At 57.9% G+C, this 19,288-nt stretch carries 18 protein-coding genes; 11 read left to right on the top strand and 7 right to left on the bottom strand.

Annotated features, from left to right (window positions below; all coding sequences use genetic code 11):
• The 7 genes from MCRY_RS15150 to MCRY_RS15180 form a co-directional block, all read right to left on the bottom strand.
• A complete protein-coding gene (locus MCRY_RS15150) occupies positions 1-279 on the bottom strand; it encodes an STAS domain-containing protein (RefSeq protein WP_171046146.1) in 279 nt (92 codons plus the stop codon).
• A gap of 257 nt (positions 280-536) precedes the next feature.
• Positions 537-1,199, bottom strand: coding sequence for an aspartate/glutamate racemase family protein (locus MCRY_RS15155; RefSeq protein ID WP_244897920.1), 663 nt, complete (start codon positions 1,197-1,199; stop codon positions 537-539).
• Positions 1,196-2,215, bottom strand: a complete 1,020-nt coding sequence (locus MCRY_RS15160; RefSeq protein ID WP_085631376.1) for an ABC transporter ATP-binding protein — start codon at positions 2,213-2,215, stop codon at positions 1,196-1,198. Before MCRY_RS15160 ends, MCRY_RS15155 begins: the two co-directional genes overlap by 4 nt.
• The gene (locus tag MCRY_RS15165; RefSeq protein ID WP_085631378.1) at positions 2,212-3,186 is read right to left on the bottom strand and encodes an ABC transporter ATP-binding protein; all 975 of its coding nucleotides are present in this window, start codon (positions 3,184-3,186) and stop codon (positions 2,212-2,214) included. The genes MCRY_RS15160 and MCRY_RS15165 overlap by 4 nt, the downstream gene beginning before the upstream one ends.
• Positions 3,183-4,070 (bottom strand): ABC transporter permease, encoded by an 888-nt coding sequence (locus tag MCRY_RS15170; protein WP_085631380.1) that lies wholly within the window; start codon positions 4,068-4,070, stop codon positions 3,183-3,185. The genes MCRY_RS15165 and MCRY_RS15170 overlap by 4 nt, the downstream gene beginning before the upstream one ends.
• A 3-nt stretch (positions 4,071-4,073) precedes the next feature.
• Complete coding sequence (locus MCRY_RS15175; protein ID WP_085631382.1) at positions 4,074-5,027, bottom strand: ABC transporter permease; 954 nt, start codon at positions 5,025-5,027, stop codon at positions 4,074-4,076.
• 66 nt (positions 5,028-5,093) lie between these two features.
• Positions 5,094-6,743: an ABC transporter substrate-binding protein gene (locus tag MCRY_RS15180; protein ID WP_203276002.1), complete on the bottom strand. Its 1,650-nt coding sequence runs from the start codon at positions 6,741-6,743 to the stop codon at positions 5,094-5,096.
• A gap of 286 nt (positions 6,744-7,029) precedes the next feature.
• Here MCRY_RS15180 and MCRY_RS15185 point away from each other — a divergent pair, with 286 nt between their 5' ends.
• The 11 genes from MCRY_RS15185 (at position 7,030) to MCRY_RS15240 (ending at position 19,267) form a co-directional block, all read left to right on the top strand.
• The gene (locus MCRY_RS15185) at positions 7,030-7,740 is read left to right on the top strand and encodes a GntR family transcriptional regulator (protein WP_085631386.1); all 711 of its coding nucleotides are present in this window, start codon (positions 7,030-7,032) and stop codon (positions 7,738-7,740) included.
• Positions 7,741-8,069: 329 nt separating this feature from the next.
• Positions 8,070-9,863, top strand: coding sequence for a feruloyl-CoA synthase (locus MCRY_RS15190; protein WP_085631388.1), 1,794 nt, complete (start codon positions 8,070-8,072; stop codon positions 9,861-9,863).
• Positions 9,864-10,249: 386 nt separating this feature from the next.
• Entirely contained in the window at positions 10,250-11,104 is an 855-nt protein-coding gene (locus MCRY_RS15195) for a phosphate/phosphite/phosphonate ABC transporter substrate-binding protein (RefSeq protein ID WP_203276001.1), read from the top strand.
• A 20-nt stretch (positions 11,105-11,124) separates the two neighbouring features.
• Positions 11,125-12,954 (top strand): ATP-binding protein, encoded by a 1,830-nt coding sequence (locus MCRY_RS15200; RefSeq protein ID WP_085631390.1) that lies wholly within the window; start codon positions 11,125-11,127, stop codon positions 12,952-12,954.
• 422 nt (positions 12,955-13,376) lie between these two features.
• Positions 13,377-14,249, top strand: coding sequence for a helix-turn-helix domain-containing protein (locus MCRY_RS23410; protein WP_238939457.1), 873 nt, complete (start codon positions 13,377-13,379; stop codon positions 14,247-14,249).
• 41 nt (positions 14,250-14,290) lie between these two features.
• Positions 14,291-14,719, top strand: coding sequence for a plasmid mobilization protein (locus MCRY_RS15215; RefSeq protein WP_238939456.1), 429 nt, complete (start codon positions 14,291-14,293; stop codon positions 14,717-14,719).
• Entirely contained in the window at positions 14,713-16,236 is a 1,524-nt protein-coding gene (locus MCRY_RS15220; RefSeq protein ID WP_085631392.1) for a relaxase family protein, read from the top strand. The genes MCRY_RS15215 and MCRY_RS15220 overlap by 7 nt, the downstream gene beginning before the upstream one ends.
• 51 nt (positions 16,237-16,287) lie before the next feature.
• Positions 16,288-16,617, top strand: coding sequence for a type II toxin-antitoxin system RelE/ParE family toxin (locus MCRY_RS15225; protein WP_085631393.1), 330 nt, complete (start codon positions 16,288-16,290; stop codon positions 16,615-16,617).
• A gap of 1 nt (position 16,618) precedes the next feature.
• Positions 16,619-16,948: a helix-turn-helix domain-containing transcriptional regulator gene (locus tag MCRY_RS15230; RefSeq protein ID WP_085631395.1), complete on the top strand. Its 330-nt coding sequence runs from the start codon at positions 16,619-16,621 to the stop codon at positions 16,946-16,948.
• A gap of 82 nt (positions 16,949-17,030) precedes the next feature.
• On the top strand, positions 17,031-18,896 hold the full coding sequence (locus MCRY_RS15235; protein ID WP_085631397.1) for a hypothetical protein: 1,866 nt from the start codon (positions 17,031-17,033) through the stop codon (positions 18,894-18,896).
• The gene (locus MCRY_RS15240; protein ID WP_085631399.1) at positions 18,890-19,267 is read left to right on the top strand and encodes a hypothetical protein; all 378 of its coding nucleotides are present in this window, start codon (positions 18,890-18,892) and stop codon (positions 19,265-19,267) included. The genes MCRY_RS15235 and MCRY_RS15240 overlap by 7 nt, the downstream gene beginning before the upstream one ends.
• Positions 19,268-19,288: the final 21 nt, after the last annotated feature.

Genomic DNA, 19,288 nt, shown 5'->3' on the forward strand with positions numbered 1-19,288 from the left:
TCAGGCGGCGTGCGCGAAACAAATGCCGTATTCCGCGAGGACTGCATCAAACGTGCCATGTCCGTCCGAAACGACCGAAAACGACCTGCTGTTTCGCTCTGCTGTTTTCCGCGCGCTGATCAGGACCTGCAGCATTGCAAGATCGATCTGTTCGACCTGACTACAGGTCACGACGATGTCGGTTTCGGTCTCAATCAACTGTCTCAAGGATGTCAGGACAGCCCCGCATTCCGTGATGGTTGCTTTGAGGGGCAGATCGAACGTTTTGACGGATGCCATGTCGGTTTCCTTGAAATACATACGTGGAAACTGAAACGAACAGGGCGGATGGTCTTTTAGTTGCAGGTCTCCGCAGCCACTGGTAGCGGCGTGGGATAATCTTCGCGAAGTGCTCTAACTATCTGAAAGAAATGTGGTAATTTTGGGTGTTGGGCTATCCAAAGATATTTGGGCGACAGGCCGAAAAAGGCTGTGCGGCCTGTCAGGTCAGCAAACAGGAACCGCGTTTCGATCTTGAACAGCAGCCTGCCAGCGGATCAGGACAAAGCTGCCAAAGCCATGTGTACCGAGGCAACCACGGGGTCGATGATGCGCGAGCGGGCAGGGGCCGTGATCTGGTTGGCGATCAAGGTCATCCCGCCACAGCCCAGCACGATGCTGCACCCGGGATGCGCCGCCGCTGTCCTGTCGATAGCGTCCTGAACGCGCCGCAGACTTTCGGCCCCCGCGTTCAGCTCCAGCACGGGCACGCCAGAGGCATGTATCCCGGCGCAGCGCGCGTCGAGGGTCATAGCGCGAATGTTGTCGGCAATCACCGGCACCGACACATCAAGGCTTGTGACCACCGCGAACTTCTGGGCGGCCAGGCAGCCCGCAAGACATCCCGCTTCACCCAAGCCCACCACCGGCAGACCGGCTGTCGAACGAAGCGTGGCAAGCCCCGTGTCGTCAAAGCAGCCAATGACCGCGACGTGCGCGCCGTTCTCCCGCGCCTCGTCGACCAGTGCAAACAGGCCGTCAAGGCACCGCTCGGCATCCGCTGGCCCCTGTATCGACGCAGGCCCCCGGTGATTGGTCAGGCCCACGACATCCGCCAGACCATCAATTGCAGCGCGGGCCGTGTCGACCATCTCGGTGGTCATGCGTTCGGTGGAATTCGGATTGAGGATCGCGATCCTCGGGCGCACGCGCGACGTCACCGCTGGCCCTCCGCCTTCGCCAGCGTCTCGGTTCGACTGGCTTGTACGCATCGCGCCCAGCGTCCGTCCGCTCCTGTCCAAACCGGCAGGGGGCTGGCGTGACAGGCGGCTTCGGCATGAGCACAACGCGGTGCAAAGGAACAGCCTTCCGGCAGCGCATTGAGCGGCGGCGGCGCGCCGGGCACGGCATCCAGACGCGTGCCCGGCACAGCCCCGACAAGATTGGCCGCCAACAGCCCTTTCGAATAGGGGTGCCGTGCATCGCGGATCACATCCCGGACAGATCCGGTTTCGACAAAGCTGCCTGCATACATCACCGCCAGCCTGTCGGACACTTCGACCGCTACGCCGATATCGTGGGTGACAAAGATCACCCCCATACCCATCTCCTGCTGTAACTCGCGCAACAGCAACAGGATTTGGATTTGCACGGTCGCATCAAGTGCTGTTGTCGGCTCGTCCGCCAGCAGCAGCTTGGGGCGGCAGGCCAGAGCCAGAGCGATCATCGCGCGTTGACGCATTCCGCCCGACATCTCGTGTGGGTAGTTCTCCAGCCGCCGTTTGGCCGACGGGATGCGTACCAGTTCCAGCATCTCAAGAGCGCGGGTCATCGCGTCACTTTTCGAGATTGCTTCATGCCGCATCACGGTCTCAGCGATCTGCTGACCGACGGTGTAGACCGGGTCCAGCGCCAAGGCGGGGTCTTGAAAGATCATCGATGCGACACCGCCGCGGTGATCGGCCAAGGCGCGTCCCTGCAAGGACAGAACATCGTTGCCATCCACTTCGACCCGGCCGGTGATTTTGGTCTTCCGTTCCGGCAAAAGGCGCAGCAAGGTCTTCAACGTCACGCTCTTGCCAGACCCGCTTTCGCCCAGAATGCCCAGCACCTCGCCCGGAGCAAGGTCAAAGCTCACATTGTTGACCGCATGGACCGGCGGTGTCCCGGCAAAGCGCACCGACAGGTCCTGCACCCTGACAAGAGGCGTAACGGCGTGTACGGTTTCTTGCGTCATGCGACCTCCTCCGTCTTTGCGTTGAGATGGCAGGCCGCGACATGGCCTGTCCCGACCCGATGCGACACGGGCACCTGTGCCGAACAGGGTCCGAACGCATGGGCGCATCGCGTGTGGAACCGGCATCCCGGTGGCGGGTCGATTGGGTTCGGAGGATCACCGGCCAGCGGCGCCTCCATCGTGCGGCGATCCGGATCAAGCGACGGCATCGCGGCCAGAAGCGCCTCGGTATAGGGGTGACGTGGCGCACTATAGAGGCTTTCCGCCGGTCCGATCTCGGCCACTTCGCCCAGATACATCACCATCACCCGATCCGAGATATGGCGCACCACGTTCAGGTCGTGACTGATGAACACATAGGTCAAACCGCGTTCGCGGCGCAGGTCCATCAGCAGGTTCAGCACCTGAGCCTCGACCGACTTGTCGAGCGCCGACACCGCCTCATCAAGGACGATCACCCGAGGATCGAAGGCCAATGCGCGTGCGATATTCACCCTCTGGCGTTGCCCGCCCGACAGCTCATGCGCGTAGCGGCCACCAAAACGGGTGGGGTCCAGACCGACACGGTCCAGCAGGTCTTGCGCCTTGCGCATCGCCTCGGCCCGCGACACGCCGTGCACCATGGGTCCAAACGCTACCGCGTCTATCATCGTCATGCGCGGATTGAGCGAGGCGAAACTGTCCTGAAACACCATCTGCACCTTGCTGCGAAACGATTTGAGCGGCAGTTCCGGCCCGACCATCTTGCCCTCGTAGCGCACGCTTCCGCTATCCGGCGTCAGCAGTTGCACCAAAAGCCGCGCTGTCGTGGACTTGCCGCAGCCACTTTCGCCGACGACGCCCAAGGTCTCACCGGGGGCCAGTTCGAAACTGACATCATCGACGGCACGTACCACTTTGCGTGCAGCGCCGAACCCTCCGGCATTGAAGTGTTTGACGAGGCTATGTGCGGACAGAATCGGCGTGCTCATTGTTTCACATCCATGGCGGATCTCAGTCCGTCGCTCAGCATGTTGAACGAGATCGAGGTAAGAAAGATCATCACGCCGGGCAGCGCGGCCAGCCACGGCTGGACATAGATCGCATTGCGCAATGTGTTCAGCATCAGACCCCACTCCGCGTTGGGCGGGCTGACGCCAAGGCCGAGGAAGGACAGACCTGCGGCAAGGATCATCGACACCGAGATCAGGCTGGTGGCGTAGACAAAGATTGGGCCAAGCACATTGCCCAGTACATGATCGCGCACGATCCGCAGGCTCGAAGCCCCGCTGGCCTGTGCCGCTTCGATATATTCCAGCTTTCGTACCGATGTGGTGACGCTTTCGGCCACGCGCGCAATCGGCGGGATGAAGACCACGGTCAGGGACAGAAGCCCGTTGAGGATGCCCGCGCCCAATGCGCCGGAAATCGCGATCGCCAGCAGCACCGACGGAAAGGCGTAGAGCACATCGAGCACTCGCATGGTGATGGTGTTGACCCAACCTCCCAGATAACCGGCAGCGATGCCGATGGCGGCACCGATGGTAAAGGCGATCAGCACCGGCACGACCCCCATGAAGAGCGACAGGCGCGCGCCATAGATCAGGCGGCTGAGCATATCGCGGCCCAACTCGTCGGCCCCCAGCGGGTATCCTTCGGTCCCGATGGGGGACAGGCGCTTGATCATGCTGCCATCCAGTGGGTTGGCAGGCGCGATCCACGGCGCAAAGACCGCCATCAGCACCAGACCGGCCGCGACAAGCCCGGCACAGACGGCGACCTTGTCGCGCAGGAACCGCGTCCAGACAGATCGCCAATAGCCTTGCGATTTCTCGATGGTGGCCAGATGTGCCACGGTATCTGCGGTGACAGCCATGGCTTAGCCCCTTTGCAAACGGGGATCGAGCGAGGTTTGCGCCACGTCGACCAACAGGTTGAGGATCACGAAGAACATCGCCAGCACGAGGATCGTGCCTTGCAACAGCGGCAGGTCGCGCTGAAAAATCGCCTGACCCAAAAGGAACCCTGTGCCGGGCCATGAGAACACGGTCTCGATCAGGATCGACCCGCCCAGCAGGTAGCCAAGTTGCAAGCCCATCACGGCCAAAGCGGTGGGGGCCGCGTTCTTGATCACATGCGCCAGCACGCCGCGATCCAGCAGGCCTTTGGCGCGTAGGCCCGACACGAATTCCTGCTGCAGGATGTCCGCCACCAATGCGCGCACGGTGCGGGCGACGATGCCCATAGGGATCACCGACATCGTGACGGCGGGCAAGATCAGGTACTGCATGTGCTCCCAATCCCAGACCCATTGGCTTGATCCGCCCGGCCCGGCCCCGGTTGCGGGCAGCCAGCGCAGTTCGACCGAAAAGATGATGACCATGACCATACCGAGCCAGTAATGCGGCACGGACACGCCCACGACCGAAATGGCCGTGGCCAGCTTGTCGATCCAGCTGTCGCGGAAGTAGCCCGCCACAAAGCCGAACAAGCCGCCAAGGGTGAAACCGATGATGGTCGCGGTGACAGCAAGGACCAGCGTATTGCCGACGGCATTAAGCACTTCGGACGCTACAGGACGTCCGGATGCGATGGAATTGCCCAAATCCCCCTGAAGCGCCAGCCCCAGCCAGCGCAGGAATTGTTCTGGATAGGACTTATCAAACCCGTAGATCGCCATCATTTGTTCCTGCAACTCGACCGACGCGTCCGGCGGCAGGATCGACACAAGCGGATCACCGGGAGAGATGTGAACCAGTGCAAAACATACCAGAGACACGCCCAGCATGATCGGCACGGTGTAGAGAACGCGGCGCAGGATGAACGAAAGCATAATCGGATTGGCCTGTTGCAAAAGGGGCCGTCCCGGTGTCGGGACGACCCCATTGGGTGTGAAGGATTACTCTTCGATGGTCATCGGCGCGATGTCGATGAACCAGTTCTTCGGCTGAGTCACATTGCCGACCTTGGCCGACATCGCGCGCGGACCCACGTCATGGGCGATCCAGACAAAGGGTGCTTCCTCGACAATGCGGGTGTGCAGACGGGCCAGGGCCGCGTCACGATCCGCATCCGCAAAGGACGTGCGGGCATCCGCGATCAAAGCGTCGAACTCATCGTTGCCGAACAGGCCCCAGTTGTTGGACACCGGTGGGAAGGTTTCCGTCGAAACGAAGCGGACCATGGCAAAGAACGGGTCCATCGTGGCGAAGGACACGTTGATCGCATGCGCACCGCGCGCACTTTCATCCGCAGCGCCTTTGCGCCAGTTGGTGAACACGGTGTTCCATTCCAGCACGTCGAGTTCCACGTCAAAGAAGCAATCCGCCAGCGACTGCTGCACGTATTCGTTCATCGTGACTGGCTGCATCTGACCCGAACCCGAGGCTGAGGTCTGAACCTTCACCTTGACCGGGTTGTCCGCTGAAAAACCGGCTTCGGCCATCAGCGTGCGCGCCGTGTCGGGGTCATAGCGAATGTCGAAAGACGGGTTGCCCCACCACGGATGGCCCGGCTCGACCGAGCCTTTGGGGATGCCCATATAACCGCCCAGCAGCACCTGGAGCTCTTCGCGGTTCACACAGAGGTTGGCCGCATGGCGCACCCGCTTGTCGAGCCAGGGCGAGCCTTCGTGAAAGGACAGCTGCCACGGCCAGACATGCGGCTGCGGGTTGGAATAAATGACGTTGCCTTCGCTTTGAATGCGCGGGATCGCATCGGGGGCAGGGGCTTCGATCCAGTCGACCTGACCGGACAGCAGGGCAGCTGTGCGCGCGTTGGCATCGGGCAGCGGCACAAGGACAACACGGTCGATGGTCGGCGTGCGGGCCGGATCCCAGTAGTTCTCGTTCTTGACCATTTCGAACCGTTCGCGCGGCACGAACAGATCGCCCTCGAACGGGCCGGTGCCCGATGGATCAAAGGCAAACGCGGTCCAAGCGGCGGCAGCGCGTTCCTTGGGATCGGTGATCGACGCATCGACGGCATCGTAAAGCGACTGCCAATGGGTCGGCGAGGCCATGAACAGCATCGTCATGTTGAGTGGCAAAAAGCTGTCAGGCTGCGTGGTGGTCAATTCGACGGTCAGATCGTCGATGGCGCGGGCGGATGCGAGGGTCGGCATACGCGACTTGGTGGCGCCAACCTGATCGGGGGCAAAATGCGGCGCGTTTTCGTCCAGCACCTTCTGAGCGTTCCAGACAACTGCTTCGGCGTTGAAGGGCGATCCGTCATGGAAGGTCACGCCTTCACGTAAGGTGAAGGTCCACTTGGTCGTGTCGTCCGGGTTCACTTCCCACGCCGTGGCCAAGCCCGGCACGATCCCGCTGGGTTCGGTTTCCGATGACAGGTCCCAATGCGTCAGCGCGTCGTACATCGGGATGCCGGTAAAGCGGTTGCCTTCAAAGCCTTGGTCCGGCTGGCCCGATGTGCGCGGGATATCCGCTGCCGTCATACCGATGGTCAGGGTTTTCTCGGCCCAGGCAGGGCCTGCGGCCAGCATCGCCGCGACAAGTGCGATCGCAGAGGATCGCTGCACAAAATTCCTCATTTCCATACTCCTGTTGAACGTCCGGACCAAGCCCTGCAGACCGGCCTCGCCCCTGAAGCAGAGATTGAGATGTGGGCAAAATACGTCGACAACCAAATTCCAGATTGTATACGTTTCAGCGTCAAAAAGTTCACAATGGCTCAAAATTTTCTCACGCATGACCTCGTCGCTCAGTTTTTGGGCGGTTCTTGTCGGGCAAACGACGAGTTGGAAACTTGGGGTGACATTCCTGTCCAAAAAGGCGAGAAAGGCCTGCGCAAATGTATACAACCGTTGACGGCACGACATGAGTATTACGCAGCAAGAGGCAAATTTCAGCAGGCGGTTCGATGCGGATATCGTGCAGAACCCCGTGTTTACAGGGGTCGAGCGGGCTATCCTCGAACAACGCTTGCCGCCGGGAACCCGCCTTGCAGAAACGGATCTGGCCGAGTTCTACGGAGTCTCCAGAACGATTGTGCGGACCGGGCTTCAGGCGCTTGCGCATTCCCAGCTCGTCACCTTGCGCCCGAATCGTGGTGCCAGTGTCGCCAATCCATCGCCACGTGAAGCGCGCGAAGTGTTCGAAGCCCGCGAATTGCTCGAGCCGCGCTCGGCCCGAGAGGCGGCGTTGCGTGCCAATCGGGCGGATGTGCGTGCTCTGCGGCTGCATGCGCAAGAAGAACACGCTGCTATGGCAAACAACGAATCTGGCCGCGCCTTGCGGCTCTCGGGCCGGTTTCATGTGATGATCGCCCAGATCGCCAATCAGCGTACCATTGCCGAGATCATTGAAAACCTTGTGTCGCGATCCTCTTTGATCATCGCGTTGTACTGGACCCGGTCGAGCACTCGGTGTGATGAAGGTTGCCACAATGCGCTGATTGATGCGTTGGAACGTAACGATGCGGGCGAAGCCGAGGAGCTGATGCGCAGCCACCTTGTTGAGCTGCACTCGGCGCTGCGGTTCGAGGTCGGGCCCAGTTCGAACCTGACGCTCAAGGACATGCTGAGCTGACAGCACACTGTCGGACGATGTGAAAATCAGAACCGAATAGGGCAAAGCCCTCCTGCGATCGGCCATCCGGTCGTATCGCTGAGCGCGTGCTCAAAGCTATACGCGCCTGAGGTTAGAAAAATGGTCACCTACAAAACTGTTTACTTTGTTAACAAAATTTATCACACTCGCCCCGAGGATCGTCGGGAGGAGACAATGCCGGAAAATGACTTTGCCATTTTGCATGGCACCGCCGCCCGTTTACACGGGATGTTCGCACGTGGTGCCCGAACTCCGGTCACTGGTCATGCCGCTGTTTTTCCATTCCTTTCGTGCGCAGGACGGTCACAATGACTGATCTCAAGGCAGACGATTTCTGGGCTCCAGAGTTCATCTATGAACACCGTGACGATGGCAGCATCCTCATGCGTCAGAAATGCGATTTGACCGGATACCTGCCGACGCTGGCTGACTATCTTGACAAGTGGGCCGATGCGACCCCCGACCAGACATGGATCGCCCGTCGGTCGACGGATGGCGATTGGGTGCGCATCAGCTATGCACAAGCCCGCGCCAAAGCCAAATCCATTGGTGCAGCCTTGCTTGCGCTGGGGCTTGGCCCTGACAGGCCACTGCTCATCCTGTCAGAGAACAGCCTCGAACACGCGCTGCTAGGGGCGGCATGCTTTTACACCGGCATTCCCTATGCGCCGTTGTCCCCCGCCTATTCTTTAGTGTCCAAGGACCATCTCAAGCTGAAGGACGTCGCGGAGACCCTTAACCCGGGCGCTGTTTACGGCGATGACGGGTCGATCTTTGGTCCAGCCTTTGCGTCAATCGCCGCCGAGGGGCGGATAGTGATCTGCAAGCAGGCACAAAGCCCTGGTGCCATGAGCTTTGACGACCTGCTGACGGGGGATCCAGCCAAGGCAGACGAAGCGCGGGCCCGTATCACCGGCGAAACCGTCGTGAAGTACCTTTTCACCTCCGGCTCGACGGGGTCCCCGAAAGCGGTGATCAACACCAACTCCATGATATGCGCCATGCAGGCCATGGTGCGTGACTGTTATCGCTTCCTTGAAAAGCAACCGCCCGTTGTGCTGGATTGGGCCCCTTGGAACCACACAGCCGCGGGCAACAAGGTGTCGTATCTCGTGCTGACCAACGGCGGCACGTATTACATCGACGATGGCCGCCCCGTGCCGGGCAAATTCGATGAAACGCTGCGCAACTTGCGCGATATCTCCTGCACCTGGTATTTCAATGTGCCAGTGGGATGGGACATGTTGGTTGAAGCGCTCGAGGCCGATCCAGAGCTTGCTGCAACCTTCTTCCAGTCCCTGGGTATGATGTTTTATGCCGGGGCCGGCATGGCGCAACACACCTGGGACGCACTGCGCCGTCTCTCAAGGCAGACAACCGGACGCGAAGTACTCTTGGCCACGGGTTTGGGGGCAACCGAAACCGCCCCCTTCGCGCTGGCCTGCACCGAGGTGCAAGAGAAAGCGGGAAATGTCGGCGTGCCCTCGAGAGGCCTGCAGATGAAACTTGTCCCGACGAGTGGCAAAATGGAAGTGCGTCTCAAAGGACCGACCGTCACCCCCGGCTACTTTGGTGATCCTGCCAAGACAGCCGAGGCTTTTGACGAAGAAGGCTATTACCGCATGGGCGATGCCTTGCGACCGGCAGACCCTGATGATTTCTCCAAAGGGTTCTACTTCGACGGTCGCGTTGCCGAGAATTTCAAGCTGAACACAGGCACTTGGGTTGCTGTTGGGGCTGTCCGCTCGGCCCTTGTGGATGCCATGGGCGGCCTCGTGCGCGACGCGGTGATCGTCGGGGAAAACGAACGCGATCTTGGGGCGCTGTTGCTCTTGTCCGACAAGGCCAAGGCAATGGCCGACAACGACCGCGCCCAAGCTCTGACCAAAGCGCTTGCAGCCGCCGGCCAGTCCGCCACCGGATCGGCCAGCCGCGTGTGTCGCGCGGCTGTGCTGTCGCAGGAACCAAGCTTTGAAAAAGGCGAGATCACCGAAAAAGGCTCTTTGAACCAACGCGCCATGCGCGCGCATCACGCGGATCTGATAGATGATCTTTACCAGAGCCGGGGAGAGGCCATCGTTCTGGGCGGCCGCGTTCGCTGAGATCGAACAGGCAACCGCGGCGTCGATTAACATTCTTGCGGGATAAAATCCGATAGGCCGCCGAAGATGTGATCTGTCAGGTGCAGAGCCACAAATGCTGTTCAATGGCCGGGAACTCTGGTTAGATCTGTATCGGCGGCTCAATACTCTCGTTAGAGCTGCAAGCCCTTGACGGTTTGTATTCGGCAAGCGCACATGTTCGCGGGGCTGTGCTAGGTTCTGGTGCGGACTGGTAAAGGTGCTGTTGCCTCAGTCTTCTAGAGTGTCTTGATAAGTGGTAACCTGCGGTCACCGAAACCGTCTAACCAATCGCATGCTTCAAGAACTGTGGCGAGACCTGTTCAGCCAGACATGATGCAGCAGGCGTAGATAATTGGGAGCGAGCTGTGAAGCCAAGCTTGCGTGATACATACGCTGCGCTGAAATCCGTCATCCGGCGATACTCTGGAGCGGTCATCACGTCTGTCGTGGTTTGCGGTGGTGCATCGGCTGAAACCTTCAGCGTTGGGATCGTACCCCAATTCGAGCCTCGTAAACTCACGGAAATCTGGTTGCCCATACTTTCAGAATTGGAAGAAAGTACCGGTCACCGTTTTGATTTGGTGGGATCACCCACGATTTCCGACTTCGAACAAAGCTTTATCCAAGGCGAATTCGACTTCGCTTACATGAACCCGTACCATTTTCTGGTTGCGTCCGAGACCCAAGGCTACACTCCAATTGTCCGTGATGGTGGCCGGGAGCTTTTTGGTGTTCTGGTTGTGGCTGCGGACTCGGACATCCAAACTGTTAAAGACCTTGAGGGACGCAAAATTGCCTACCCCTCGCCGAACGCTCTAGGCGCGTCACTCCTTATGCGGGCTGACCTCGATAGGACATTCGGGCTCACTTATGAGCCGCATTACGTTTCGATCCATTCATCGGCCTATCTGAATGTTGTGCTTGGGCAGATGGATGCGGCCGGTGGGGTCATGGCCACACTAAATTCCAACCCGGACCGCGAAAGCCTGCGCATCATCTATGAGACCACGCGTTTGCCCCCCCATCCTATCGTTGCGCATGACCGGATAAGCCCCGAAATCATCGAAGAGATCGAGGCCGCATTTCTTGGCATGGGCGCCACGGACGCCGGCAGAGCCATGCTGGCACGGGTGCCGATCAGACAAGTTGTGCCAGCCAGCGAGGAAGATTACGAAATCCTAAAAGAGCTCAATCTTGCAGACTACTGGATTGATCAGTAGGCCGGGGAGGGGGCTGCCACGTGCTGACCATAAATTTCCAATCGATCCGATTTCGGATCAGTGCGGTTATTGTAGCCAGCATCGTCTGCGGCGCTCTCTTGTTCGAGCATGTGTGGGTGCCGCGGATGACGGCACTCATCGTGGATGCAAATTCCAGAGAACTTCGGCGCGAGGTAGAGATCCTGTCGGATGGGATCCTTCCTTTTCTGCTCAGCAACCAAATCGGCGCAGTCTACGAAACCCTTGGGAGCGTGGAAAACCGGTACGGTAACTGGGTTCAGGTCACGCTCCATTCCGCAGACGAGCGTTTGCTCTATCCGCGTCGCTTGGAAGAGACCCTGGATAGCACGAATCTGATTTCGGAAACGGCATCAATACAGTTCCAAGGGCAAAGCTTTGGTCGATTGACCGTGATCGCAGATCTTGCGTCTGAAATCGAACAATTCCAAAGCGAAGTCTGGCGTATGGCTCTTATTGGTCTTGGCATTGTCGCGCTGACTTTGCTGGCCATTTTGTTCATACTCGACAAACTGTTCATACGTCGTCTGATCAAGGTGGCGGATGCGGCCGATGAATTGGCGAAAGGCAACTATCAACTGTCTCTGCCCGAAGGCAGTGATGAAATCGGGCAATTGGCGAACCGCTTTGATGCGATGCGGCGGCGCATTCACGATCAAACCGAAAGTCTGAGCGAAGCGCGACAGCGCGCAGAAACAGCGCTCGAAGCGCGGTCTCGGTTCCTCGCGACCATGAGCCACGAAATCCGCACACCCTTGAACGGAATTATCCCGGCTGCCGAACTTCTCGCACTTTCAGACCTCGAGCCGGACCAACGGCACAAGGTTGGTATCATTCTGACATCTGGAAAAGCCCTAACGTCAATCGTCGACGACATCCTGGATGTTTCGATGTTTGAGAACGGCAAACTGGTTCTTCAAACACAGGCATTTTCGCCGGCGGAGATTTGCTCTGAAGCGATTGAAATTCTTCGGTCCAGTGCCGAGGCCAAAGGCTTGAAGCTTTTGAAAGCCTGTGATGTTCCGCCTGATCTGATGTGTTCGGGTGATGCCAATCGATTGCGTCAGGTTCTCATCAACCTTCTTGGCAACGCCGTGAAATTCACCCGCGACGGAACAATCTCACTTCATGCGTCCGTCGCATACCCGGAGAAAAGCCGTGCAAAGCTCTTGTTCCGGATCTCCGACACCGGGATCGGTATTCCGCAAGATGCGTTGGAACGGATTTTCAAAAGATTTGAACAGGCCGACGGAGCGATTACCCGCCAATTCGGCGGAAGCGGCTTGGGGCTTTCGATTGTCAAAAGCCTGATGGACGCGATGGGCGGTTCGGTCTTTGTTGAAAGCGAACCCGGTGTCGGAAGCACCTTCACAGTCGAAGTCGACTTCGATGTGCTTGGCGCATCAAACGCAAACACGAGCCCCAAATTGAACGGAGCCCGTGAGGTTGGCAAAGGTCGCACGGCGCTTGTCGTTGATGACAACGACGTCAATCTGATCATCGCCTCAGCGATGTTGAAACAATTGGGGTTTGATGTCGATGTGTCCAACAACGGCATCGCGGCGATCTTGAAGGCGAACGAGTCGGAGTTTGATCTCATCTTCATGGATATGCACATGCCTGAAATGGACGGTCTCGTGGCCACACGCCGCATCCGGTCAGAGGGCGGCCCGAACGCCAAAACCAAGATTGTGGGGGTGTCAGCAAGCGTTCAGGTGGAAGACGTCGAAAAATGCCGTGCAGCCGGGATGGATTCCTTCTTGGCCAAGCCACTCCGAACAGAACACTTGCAGGCCTTTCTTGCCGAGTGGGAAAAAGAGAGCGTCGCCTGAGTTTGATGTCTGCAAGCGTTGCAGTGCACGTGTCCAAGTCGCGTTCTATTTGATGACGGCAATCGCCAAACAGGTTTTGGCCAAGCGCGCACTTTCACGGTCGGCCCGAAGCGTCTCAAACACTCAAATCTGTCCGAAAAGCGCCAATGTCAGATCGGTTGTAGCGAAATTCTCTGTGCTCTTGGGTTCGACACAGAAACAAAACCACCACAGACTGTTTAGCTTTGCATCTGCCTGATCGGCTGACTTTCGCTAAGTCACTGAATTTAAATGGAGGCGAGTACCGGAATCGAACCGGTGTACACGGATTTGCAATCCAGTGCCTTTCGCCACAAAAACAGACGCTTAGGGCCAAAAAAGTATCAGGACATTTGGCGAACAACAAATGAACCTGATACCCCCGTTTTGGCAGGTTCAAAGCCATGAGCGGCATGGCGTTGATCTGGGCCGCGAATGTCAAAGGGTTGAAACCAGCCGCCAAGATTGTGTTGATTCAGCTAGCGGATTTTCACAATAAAGAAACCGGCCAGTGCAACCCAAGCGCACAGCGGTTGGCGGACGAATGCGAGATGGGCCGCGCAACGCTGTTCCGGCACATGACGATCCTGGAGGAATGCGGCCTTGTCACGCGTCATGCTCGTGGGGATGGCGATGGAGGGCGCGGGTCCAATCAGTATGAGTTGCATCTTGATATTACTCTTGGCCCAAGCGCCCGTCCGAAGGGAGGCGCGAGCGGCCCAAGTGGGGTTGAGTCTCAAAATGAGACGGGGGGAAACGTCTCAAAGAAGCGGGGGAAAAGTCTCAAGGGTGAGACGGGGGTAGTCTCAAATCGGGACAGGAACCTTACCATTGAACCTAAGAAAGAACCTCCTTCGCGCAGGCGCGAGAAGGGGGAGGCTGAGAAGATTTTGGCCACCTATCCGCCCGACCGATTGCGGGGCGACGCAGTCTGCCTTGCCCAGATCGAAGACGCCATGAAGGAAGGGATCAGGCCGGAGGATTTGCTGGAAGCCGTCCAAGCCTACGCGACCGACAGCGCAGGTTTCACACGCTCCAAGGTCTGCTTTTCCGACAACTGGTTCCAGTCACGCCGCTGGCAGGCTTATGTTGAGAAGCAGGCCGAAGACCGAGAGAAATCGGCAGCGTTGGCGACCGATCACCATGCGCGGCTAGCCTGCTGGATTAGTGATCGCAGCCCGATGTGCAAACACATCACGCCGACCCAAGTCACGGCTTTGCTCGCCTCGCAGCTGGTGACAGAGGCTCAAATCCAAGCCGCAGGCCTCAGAACATGACCGCAACCGATCCCACCGAAGAGCAAACAGCAAGGCGACCCATGTCATACGCTGGCGCTGCTGACACGGGACCTTGCGAGGGGCGGCAAGCCTCCCCTTCGAACCCCACCGGCGCGGGCAAAGCCCGCACCAAAGAGCCGCTGACCGAGACTTTCGTCTTCCGGTGCACAGCGGCAGAGAAGGCCCAGTTGCGCGCCAAGGCTGAGGCGGCTGGTCTGCCTGCTGCGACCTTGCTGCGTGAGGCGCTTGGCCTGACTGAGGCCCGTCGCCGCAAGCCCATCCCCCGCGTCGATCCGGCGCTGGTGCTGGCTGTGGGACGCATCGGCGGCAACCTCAATCAGATCGCTCGCTGGCTGAATCGTGCGATGCTGGCAGGTCGCGTTGACCTCGACGCGCTCACTGTTGCCCGCCGCTTGCTAACCATCGAACGCCAGCTTGCCCAGATCGTCGAGGCCGCCCGCCGATGCTGATCAAGTTCTTCCGCAACGGCAAAGGCGCGGGCGCTGGTCCGGTCGGCTACCTCGTAGCAGACAAGGTGCTGGCCTACGACGACAACCGCGACCTGATCCGCGATGCTGACGGCCAGCCCATGACGGTCACGCGAGAGCCTTTGCCCGAGGTCCTGCGCGGCAATCCCGACCGCACCGAAGCCCTGATCGACGCCAGCCGCCATCAGTGGACGTACCGCGCAGGGGTGGTCAGCTTTGCCGTCGAGGATGCCCCAACCGAGGACCAGCAAGCCGAGGTCATGGACCACTTCGAGCGTCTGGCCTTCGCGGGGCTGGACCCTGAGCAATATGACGTGCTCTGGGTCCGACATACCCACGAAGACCGTGTCGAGCTTCACTTTTGTACGCCTCGCTTGGAGCTGACCTCGGGCCGCAGCCTGAACATCGCGCCGCCCGGCTACGAGAAAGCCTTCGACAGTCTGCGCGACGTGATGAACCAACGCCACGGCTGGGCCGATCCGATGGAGCTGGAGCGCACCCAAGAGGTCCGCGACACCATCGAGACCCCGACACGCGCACAGGGCCGCGACGAGTTGCACGCCTGGCTGCAGGACCAGATCAGCGTTGGCCTGATAATCGACCGCGCCAGCATGGTTGACGCGCTCGTCGATGCAGGCTTCGACCTGCCCCGCGTCGGCAAAGCCTACCTGACCGCGCAAGACCCCGACACCGGCGAGCGCTGGCGTTTGAAAGGAGAGATTTTCCATGAAGACTGGCAAGCCGACCCGGCTGAGCGAGAAGCTGAACGCGGAACTGGACACGATCCGGCAGGACTACGCCGCCTCGATGGCATCCCAGCTGGAGAGCTTCAGCAGCGATTTGAACAAAATTGCGACCATCGCGCATCGTACAATCGAGACCGATACCCGCAGCTTTCTGCGACAGAACAAGAGCTGGCTGACGATCTCGCCCTGGCTGATCACGGGGATGTTCTTGGTGGGGATCGTCTCGATGATGGCCGCGAGCTTGCTTTGGACGATGTTGCTGGAGAGCTCGGAGATGAACGAACTGGGCCTGACGCGGATCGACAGGGAGGACGGGACCTGGCTGGTGCTGGACCCGACCAAGACGCGCCTGAGGACCTGCACGCTGGGCGGAAGGTCAGTGACCTGCATCAAGATCGAGGAGAACTAGATGATGACACCCCTGACAGCCTTGGAACGCGACTTGCTCGCCTGCGTCGAGCGGTTGGTGACGGCCTGCGAGGGCTCAGCGCAGGAATTGAGCGGGTTAGAAGCACGCTCGACGACCAAGATGCAGAGCCAGATCGATGGTATCGCGCAATGCGTGACGCTGCTGGTGCGTTCGCAAGCCGTATCAATGAAAGCATTGCGTGGATTGTTGAACGAGGAAGCGAGTTACGCGACGCTGGACGAACAGCTGAGCAGGAGCTTGAGCTTAGCGAGGGACGCAGAAGAGAGGCTGAGACAGAGCTAGAAGCGCGGGAGGTGGAGATGGATCGGGGGATGACGCATTGAGGGGGCAAAACTAATTGACAAATGGTAACGTATGTGTCACCAAAAGCCGCAATGAATAAGCTTGTTGTCTATGTCACCGAGGCGGGGAAAACACCGTTCGACGATTGGTTCAATGGTCTGGATACGGCGGCGGCATTGAAGGTGCGGACGGCGCTTGCACGGATCGAGACCGGAAACCTTGGTGACGTGAAGCCAGTAGGTCAAGGCGTGTCCGAGCGGCGCATTACCTTCGGCCCCGGCTACCGCGTCTATTTTGGCAAAGACGGCGATACGCTAGTGATCCTGCTTTGTGGCGGCACTAAGAAGCGCCAGTCGAAAGACATCGAGCAGGCCAAAGCATATTGGGACGATTACAAAGCGCGCAAAGAGAAAGGCGACTGACATGCCACTGACGAAAGACTTCAAAGACACGATCAAAGCGCGTGCCGAGCGCGATCCTGAATTTCGTGCGGGCCTGTTTCGGGAAGCCATCGAGGCGATGCTCAGCGACGATTTGGAGACGGGTAAGGTGCTGCTGCGTGACTACGTCAACGCCACAGTAGGGTTTGAGGCCTTGGCGCAGGATATGGATAAGGACCCTAAGAGCCTGATGCGCATGCTTAGCGCCAAAGGAAACCCGCGTGCGGATAATCTTTTGGCCATGGTGTCGCGGCTGAAGCAACGCGAAGGCGTGTCGTTTTCAATTACTCAGAATGCTGAATTTCGCGCTTAACTGCGGTTTAGGTGTTTGCAATACAACGCTTGCGTGCAACGCTCTATGCAAGCTTGACCCATTTTGACTTGAGAAATTATTGATGAATAACGGATGTTTCGACCTTACTAGTAGCGCGTTTCATATTTTGAAAGCAGGCTACGACGCCAACAGATCAGACATCGCCGAGTTAGTTGAAGATGCCGAGTTTGATGAAGTTTTCGAGCCTCAAAAAATCCAACGCGCACAGCAAAGCCTATTGGCCCCAAATGCTCGGCTCGAACAAGAAATCTCATGGCTGCCAGAGTTGAGCCAAGCTCAAACGACCAATGTTCTAAGCCTTGTCGCTTCCGGTGATCTTGAGGCGCTTATCGAAACATCTAAACACGCGCCAGAACTGGCCAAGGCTAACATTTTGGCACATTTCGCAGGCACCGGAAACGTTAGCGACAGATTGTTTCACGCACTGGTGTCGGCGTGGGACGAGATCGATCAAGAGAACATCCTTATTTTCCTCAACGACAATCGTCTGAGCGCAGGATTTCCAGGTATCGAGCGCCCGCAGATGCGGAACGCGCTTGTGGAGCTCGAAAAGAAACATGCCAGATCGGCGGCAGTAGGGATTTGGAGTCTAGATCGCCCTGGTGAAGTCATGGACCGGATTGTCGAAGCCGAGTTAAGAAGGCATCCTGCGAGTTCGTTCTTGGAGCAGTTTGTTCGCAATTATGATACGTTTAGTGAACCTGACCTAGCCCGCATAAGCGATGAGATCGATAAGGTCATATCGGAAGCTGAAAATACCGACGCCAATCTAGAAGCACTTGTAACAAAAGCATCTGACCTCTTGGATCGTTGGGATGACGTGAATCAGCCTGTTCAGGTCTATGAACAGCATCAAGGCCATGAAGAAGGGCGATCAAAGCGGATCTATGAAAAGCTGAGATCGCTTTGCTTGGACCTCGCTAACAATCGCAGCGAATTTGCGGAAGCGCGTAGGCTTTCTGAGGCTTTGTTGCGAACCTTTCCAGAGCTTGAATCCGTCGCCGAAGTCCTGAAAGGGGATGTGGCGGCACTTGAAAACCTAGACGAACAACAAAAACTGCATGAGGAATACAAGCCGCTTATTGATGCGTGCGAGGCGGCAAAAACAAAGCTGCCGACACCGGTTTCAACTGTCCTCAAGGTATTCAAGGATACGGTATCCAAGGGGAGCGATGACCCAATTGCCTTTAACATCCTGCGCGATCTTGCATTGCACATTAACAACGATTGCAATGACCCACAGACCGCTTTCAAACTGCTCGACGGAGCTTTGACATTCGCTGGCGCTCGACCGCCTAAGGAACTTGGAAAAACGCTTGAAGAAGAGCGGGCGGTTTTGCACCGAAATTGGAAGATGAATGAGCTTGAAAAGAACTCAGGCAATTTGACAGCCATGTCGCAAACCGTAGACGATATGCTGAAATATGCACGTGGATCGGAGCGGTCCGAACTTCAGCAGCTAAAGGCCAAGCTGGATCGAAAGAAGCTCGGCAAAAAGGTGAAGTGGGGTATTTATGCCTCAATCGCGGCAGTCATAGGGTTCATTGTAATTGCAGATGAGATGGACAAACCATCTAATCGTTCAACCTATCAGCCATCTGCGCCACGTGTCGCGACGCCAGCCCCAACGCCCGCGCCAGCGACGAGCGCGACAGTCGAGACAAGGCCGCCAGTCGGGCAAGGCCTAACACTTAATCGCTCTCAAATCCGCTACTGTGTTTTTCAGGGGCAACGGCTTGAAACCATTCGAACACTGACCACAACAAACTATCAAATCGATCGTTTTAATGGGTTGATTGATGACTTCAATTCACGATGTTCGAGCTATCGCTATAGAAGTGGCGTGCTTAGCTCTGTGCAGCGCGAAGCGCGTGAAAAAGCTGTTGATCTTAGAGCGGACGCAAGGAGGATCGTAGCATCATGGTAAGCTTAACCCCGAAGGATTTGAACGCTGAAACTGTAGCGCAGCTGTGCGTCGAGTTTTGGAAATTATCCAATGCGACCAAGAAAGCAATTGAGCGCCTTCCCGAAAGCGAAAGCCGCCGATTGAAGGGCCAGTTGAACTTTTCAGAACGCCAATTGGCCATGCTTGTCGATCAGCTTGGTCTCAAACTCATCGATTTCGAAGAAGAAGTGTTCCATGCGGGATTAGCGACTTCGGCTGATAATATCGGGGACTTTCCAGATGGAACTGATCTCGTGGTATCAAAAACGCTGGAACCAACCGTTATGGCGGATATGAAAGTTGTTAGGCTAGGACGCGTCCTCGTTGAGCCAGCCAAAAGTGAAAAGGAATAAGCAGTGTATCTTGGTATTGAT

The organism is Marivita cryptomonadis (assembly GCF_002115725.1).
GTDB lineage: Bacteria > Pseudomonadota > Alphaproteobacteria > Rhodobacterales > Rhodobacteraceae > Marivita > Marivita cryptomonadis.

Coding starts and splice junctions, on each gene's coding strand:
- MCRY_RS15175 (WP_085631382.1), bottom strand. CDS start 5,027: ATGCTTTCGTTCATCCTGCGCCGCGTTCTCTACACCGTGCCGATCATG.
- MCRY_RS15165 (WP_085631378.1), bottom strand. CDS start 3,186: ATGAGCACGCCGATTCTGTCCGCACATAGCCTCGTCAAACACTTCAAT.
- MCRY_RS15240 (WP_085631399.1), top strand. CDS start 18,890: ATGGTAAGCTTAACCCCGAAGGATTTGAACGCTGAAACTGTAGCGCAG.
- MCRY_RS15190 (WP_085631388.1), top strand. CDS start 8,070: ATGACTGATCTCAAGGCAGACGATTTCTGGGCTCCAGAGTTCATCTAT.
- MCRY_RS23410 (WP_238939457.1), top strand. CDS start 13,377: ATGAGCGGCATGGCGTTGATCTGGGCCGCGAATGTCAAAGGGTTGAAA.
- MCRY_RS15160 (WP_085631376.1), bottom strand. CDS start 2,215: ATGACGCAAGAAACCGTACACGCCGTTACGCCTCTTGTCAGGGTGCAG.
- MCRY_RS15185 (WP_085631386.1), top strand. CDS start 7,030: ATGAGTATTACGCAGCAAGAGGCAAATTTCAGCAGGCGGTTCGATGCG.
- MCRY_RS15225 (WP_085631393.1), top strand. CDS start 16,288: ATGAATAAGCTTGTTGTCTATGTCACCGAGGCGGGGAAAACACCGTTC.
- MCRY_RS15180 (WP_203276002.1), bottom strand. CDS start 6,743: ATGAGGAATTTTGTGCAGCGATCCTCTGCGATCGCACTTGTCGCGGCG.
- MCRY_RS15235 (WP_085631397.1), top strand. CDS start 17,031: ATGAATAACGGATGTTTCGACCTTACTAGTAGCGCGTTTCATATTTTG.
- MCRY_RS15215 (WP_238939456.1), top strand. CDS start 14,291: ATGTCATACGCTGGCGCTGCTGACACGGGACCTTGCGAGGGGCGGCAA.
- MCRY_RS15230 (WP_085631395.1), top strand. CDS start 16,619: ATGCCACTGACGAAAGACTTCAAAGACACGATCAAAGCGCGTGCCGAG.
- MCRY_RS15150 (WP_171046146.1), bottom strand. CDS start 279: ATGGCATCCGTCAAAACGTTCGATCTGCCCCTCAAAGCAACCATCACG.
- MCRY_RS15220 (WP_085631392.1), top strand. CDS start 14,713: ATGCTGATCAAGTTCTTCCGCAACGGCAAAGGCGCGGGCGCTGGTCCG.
- MCRY_RS15170 (WP_085631380.1), bottom strand. CDS start 4,070: ATGGCTGTCACCGCAGATACCGTGGCACATCTGGCCACCATCGAGAAA.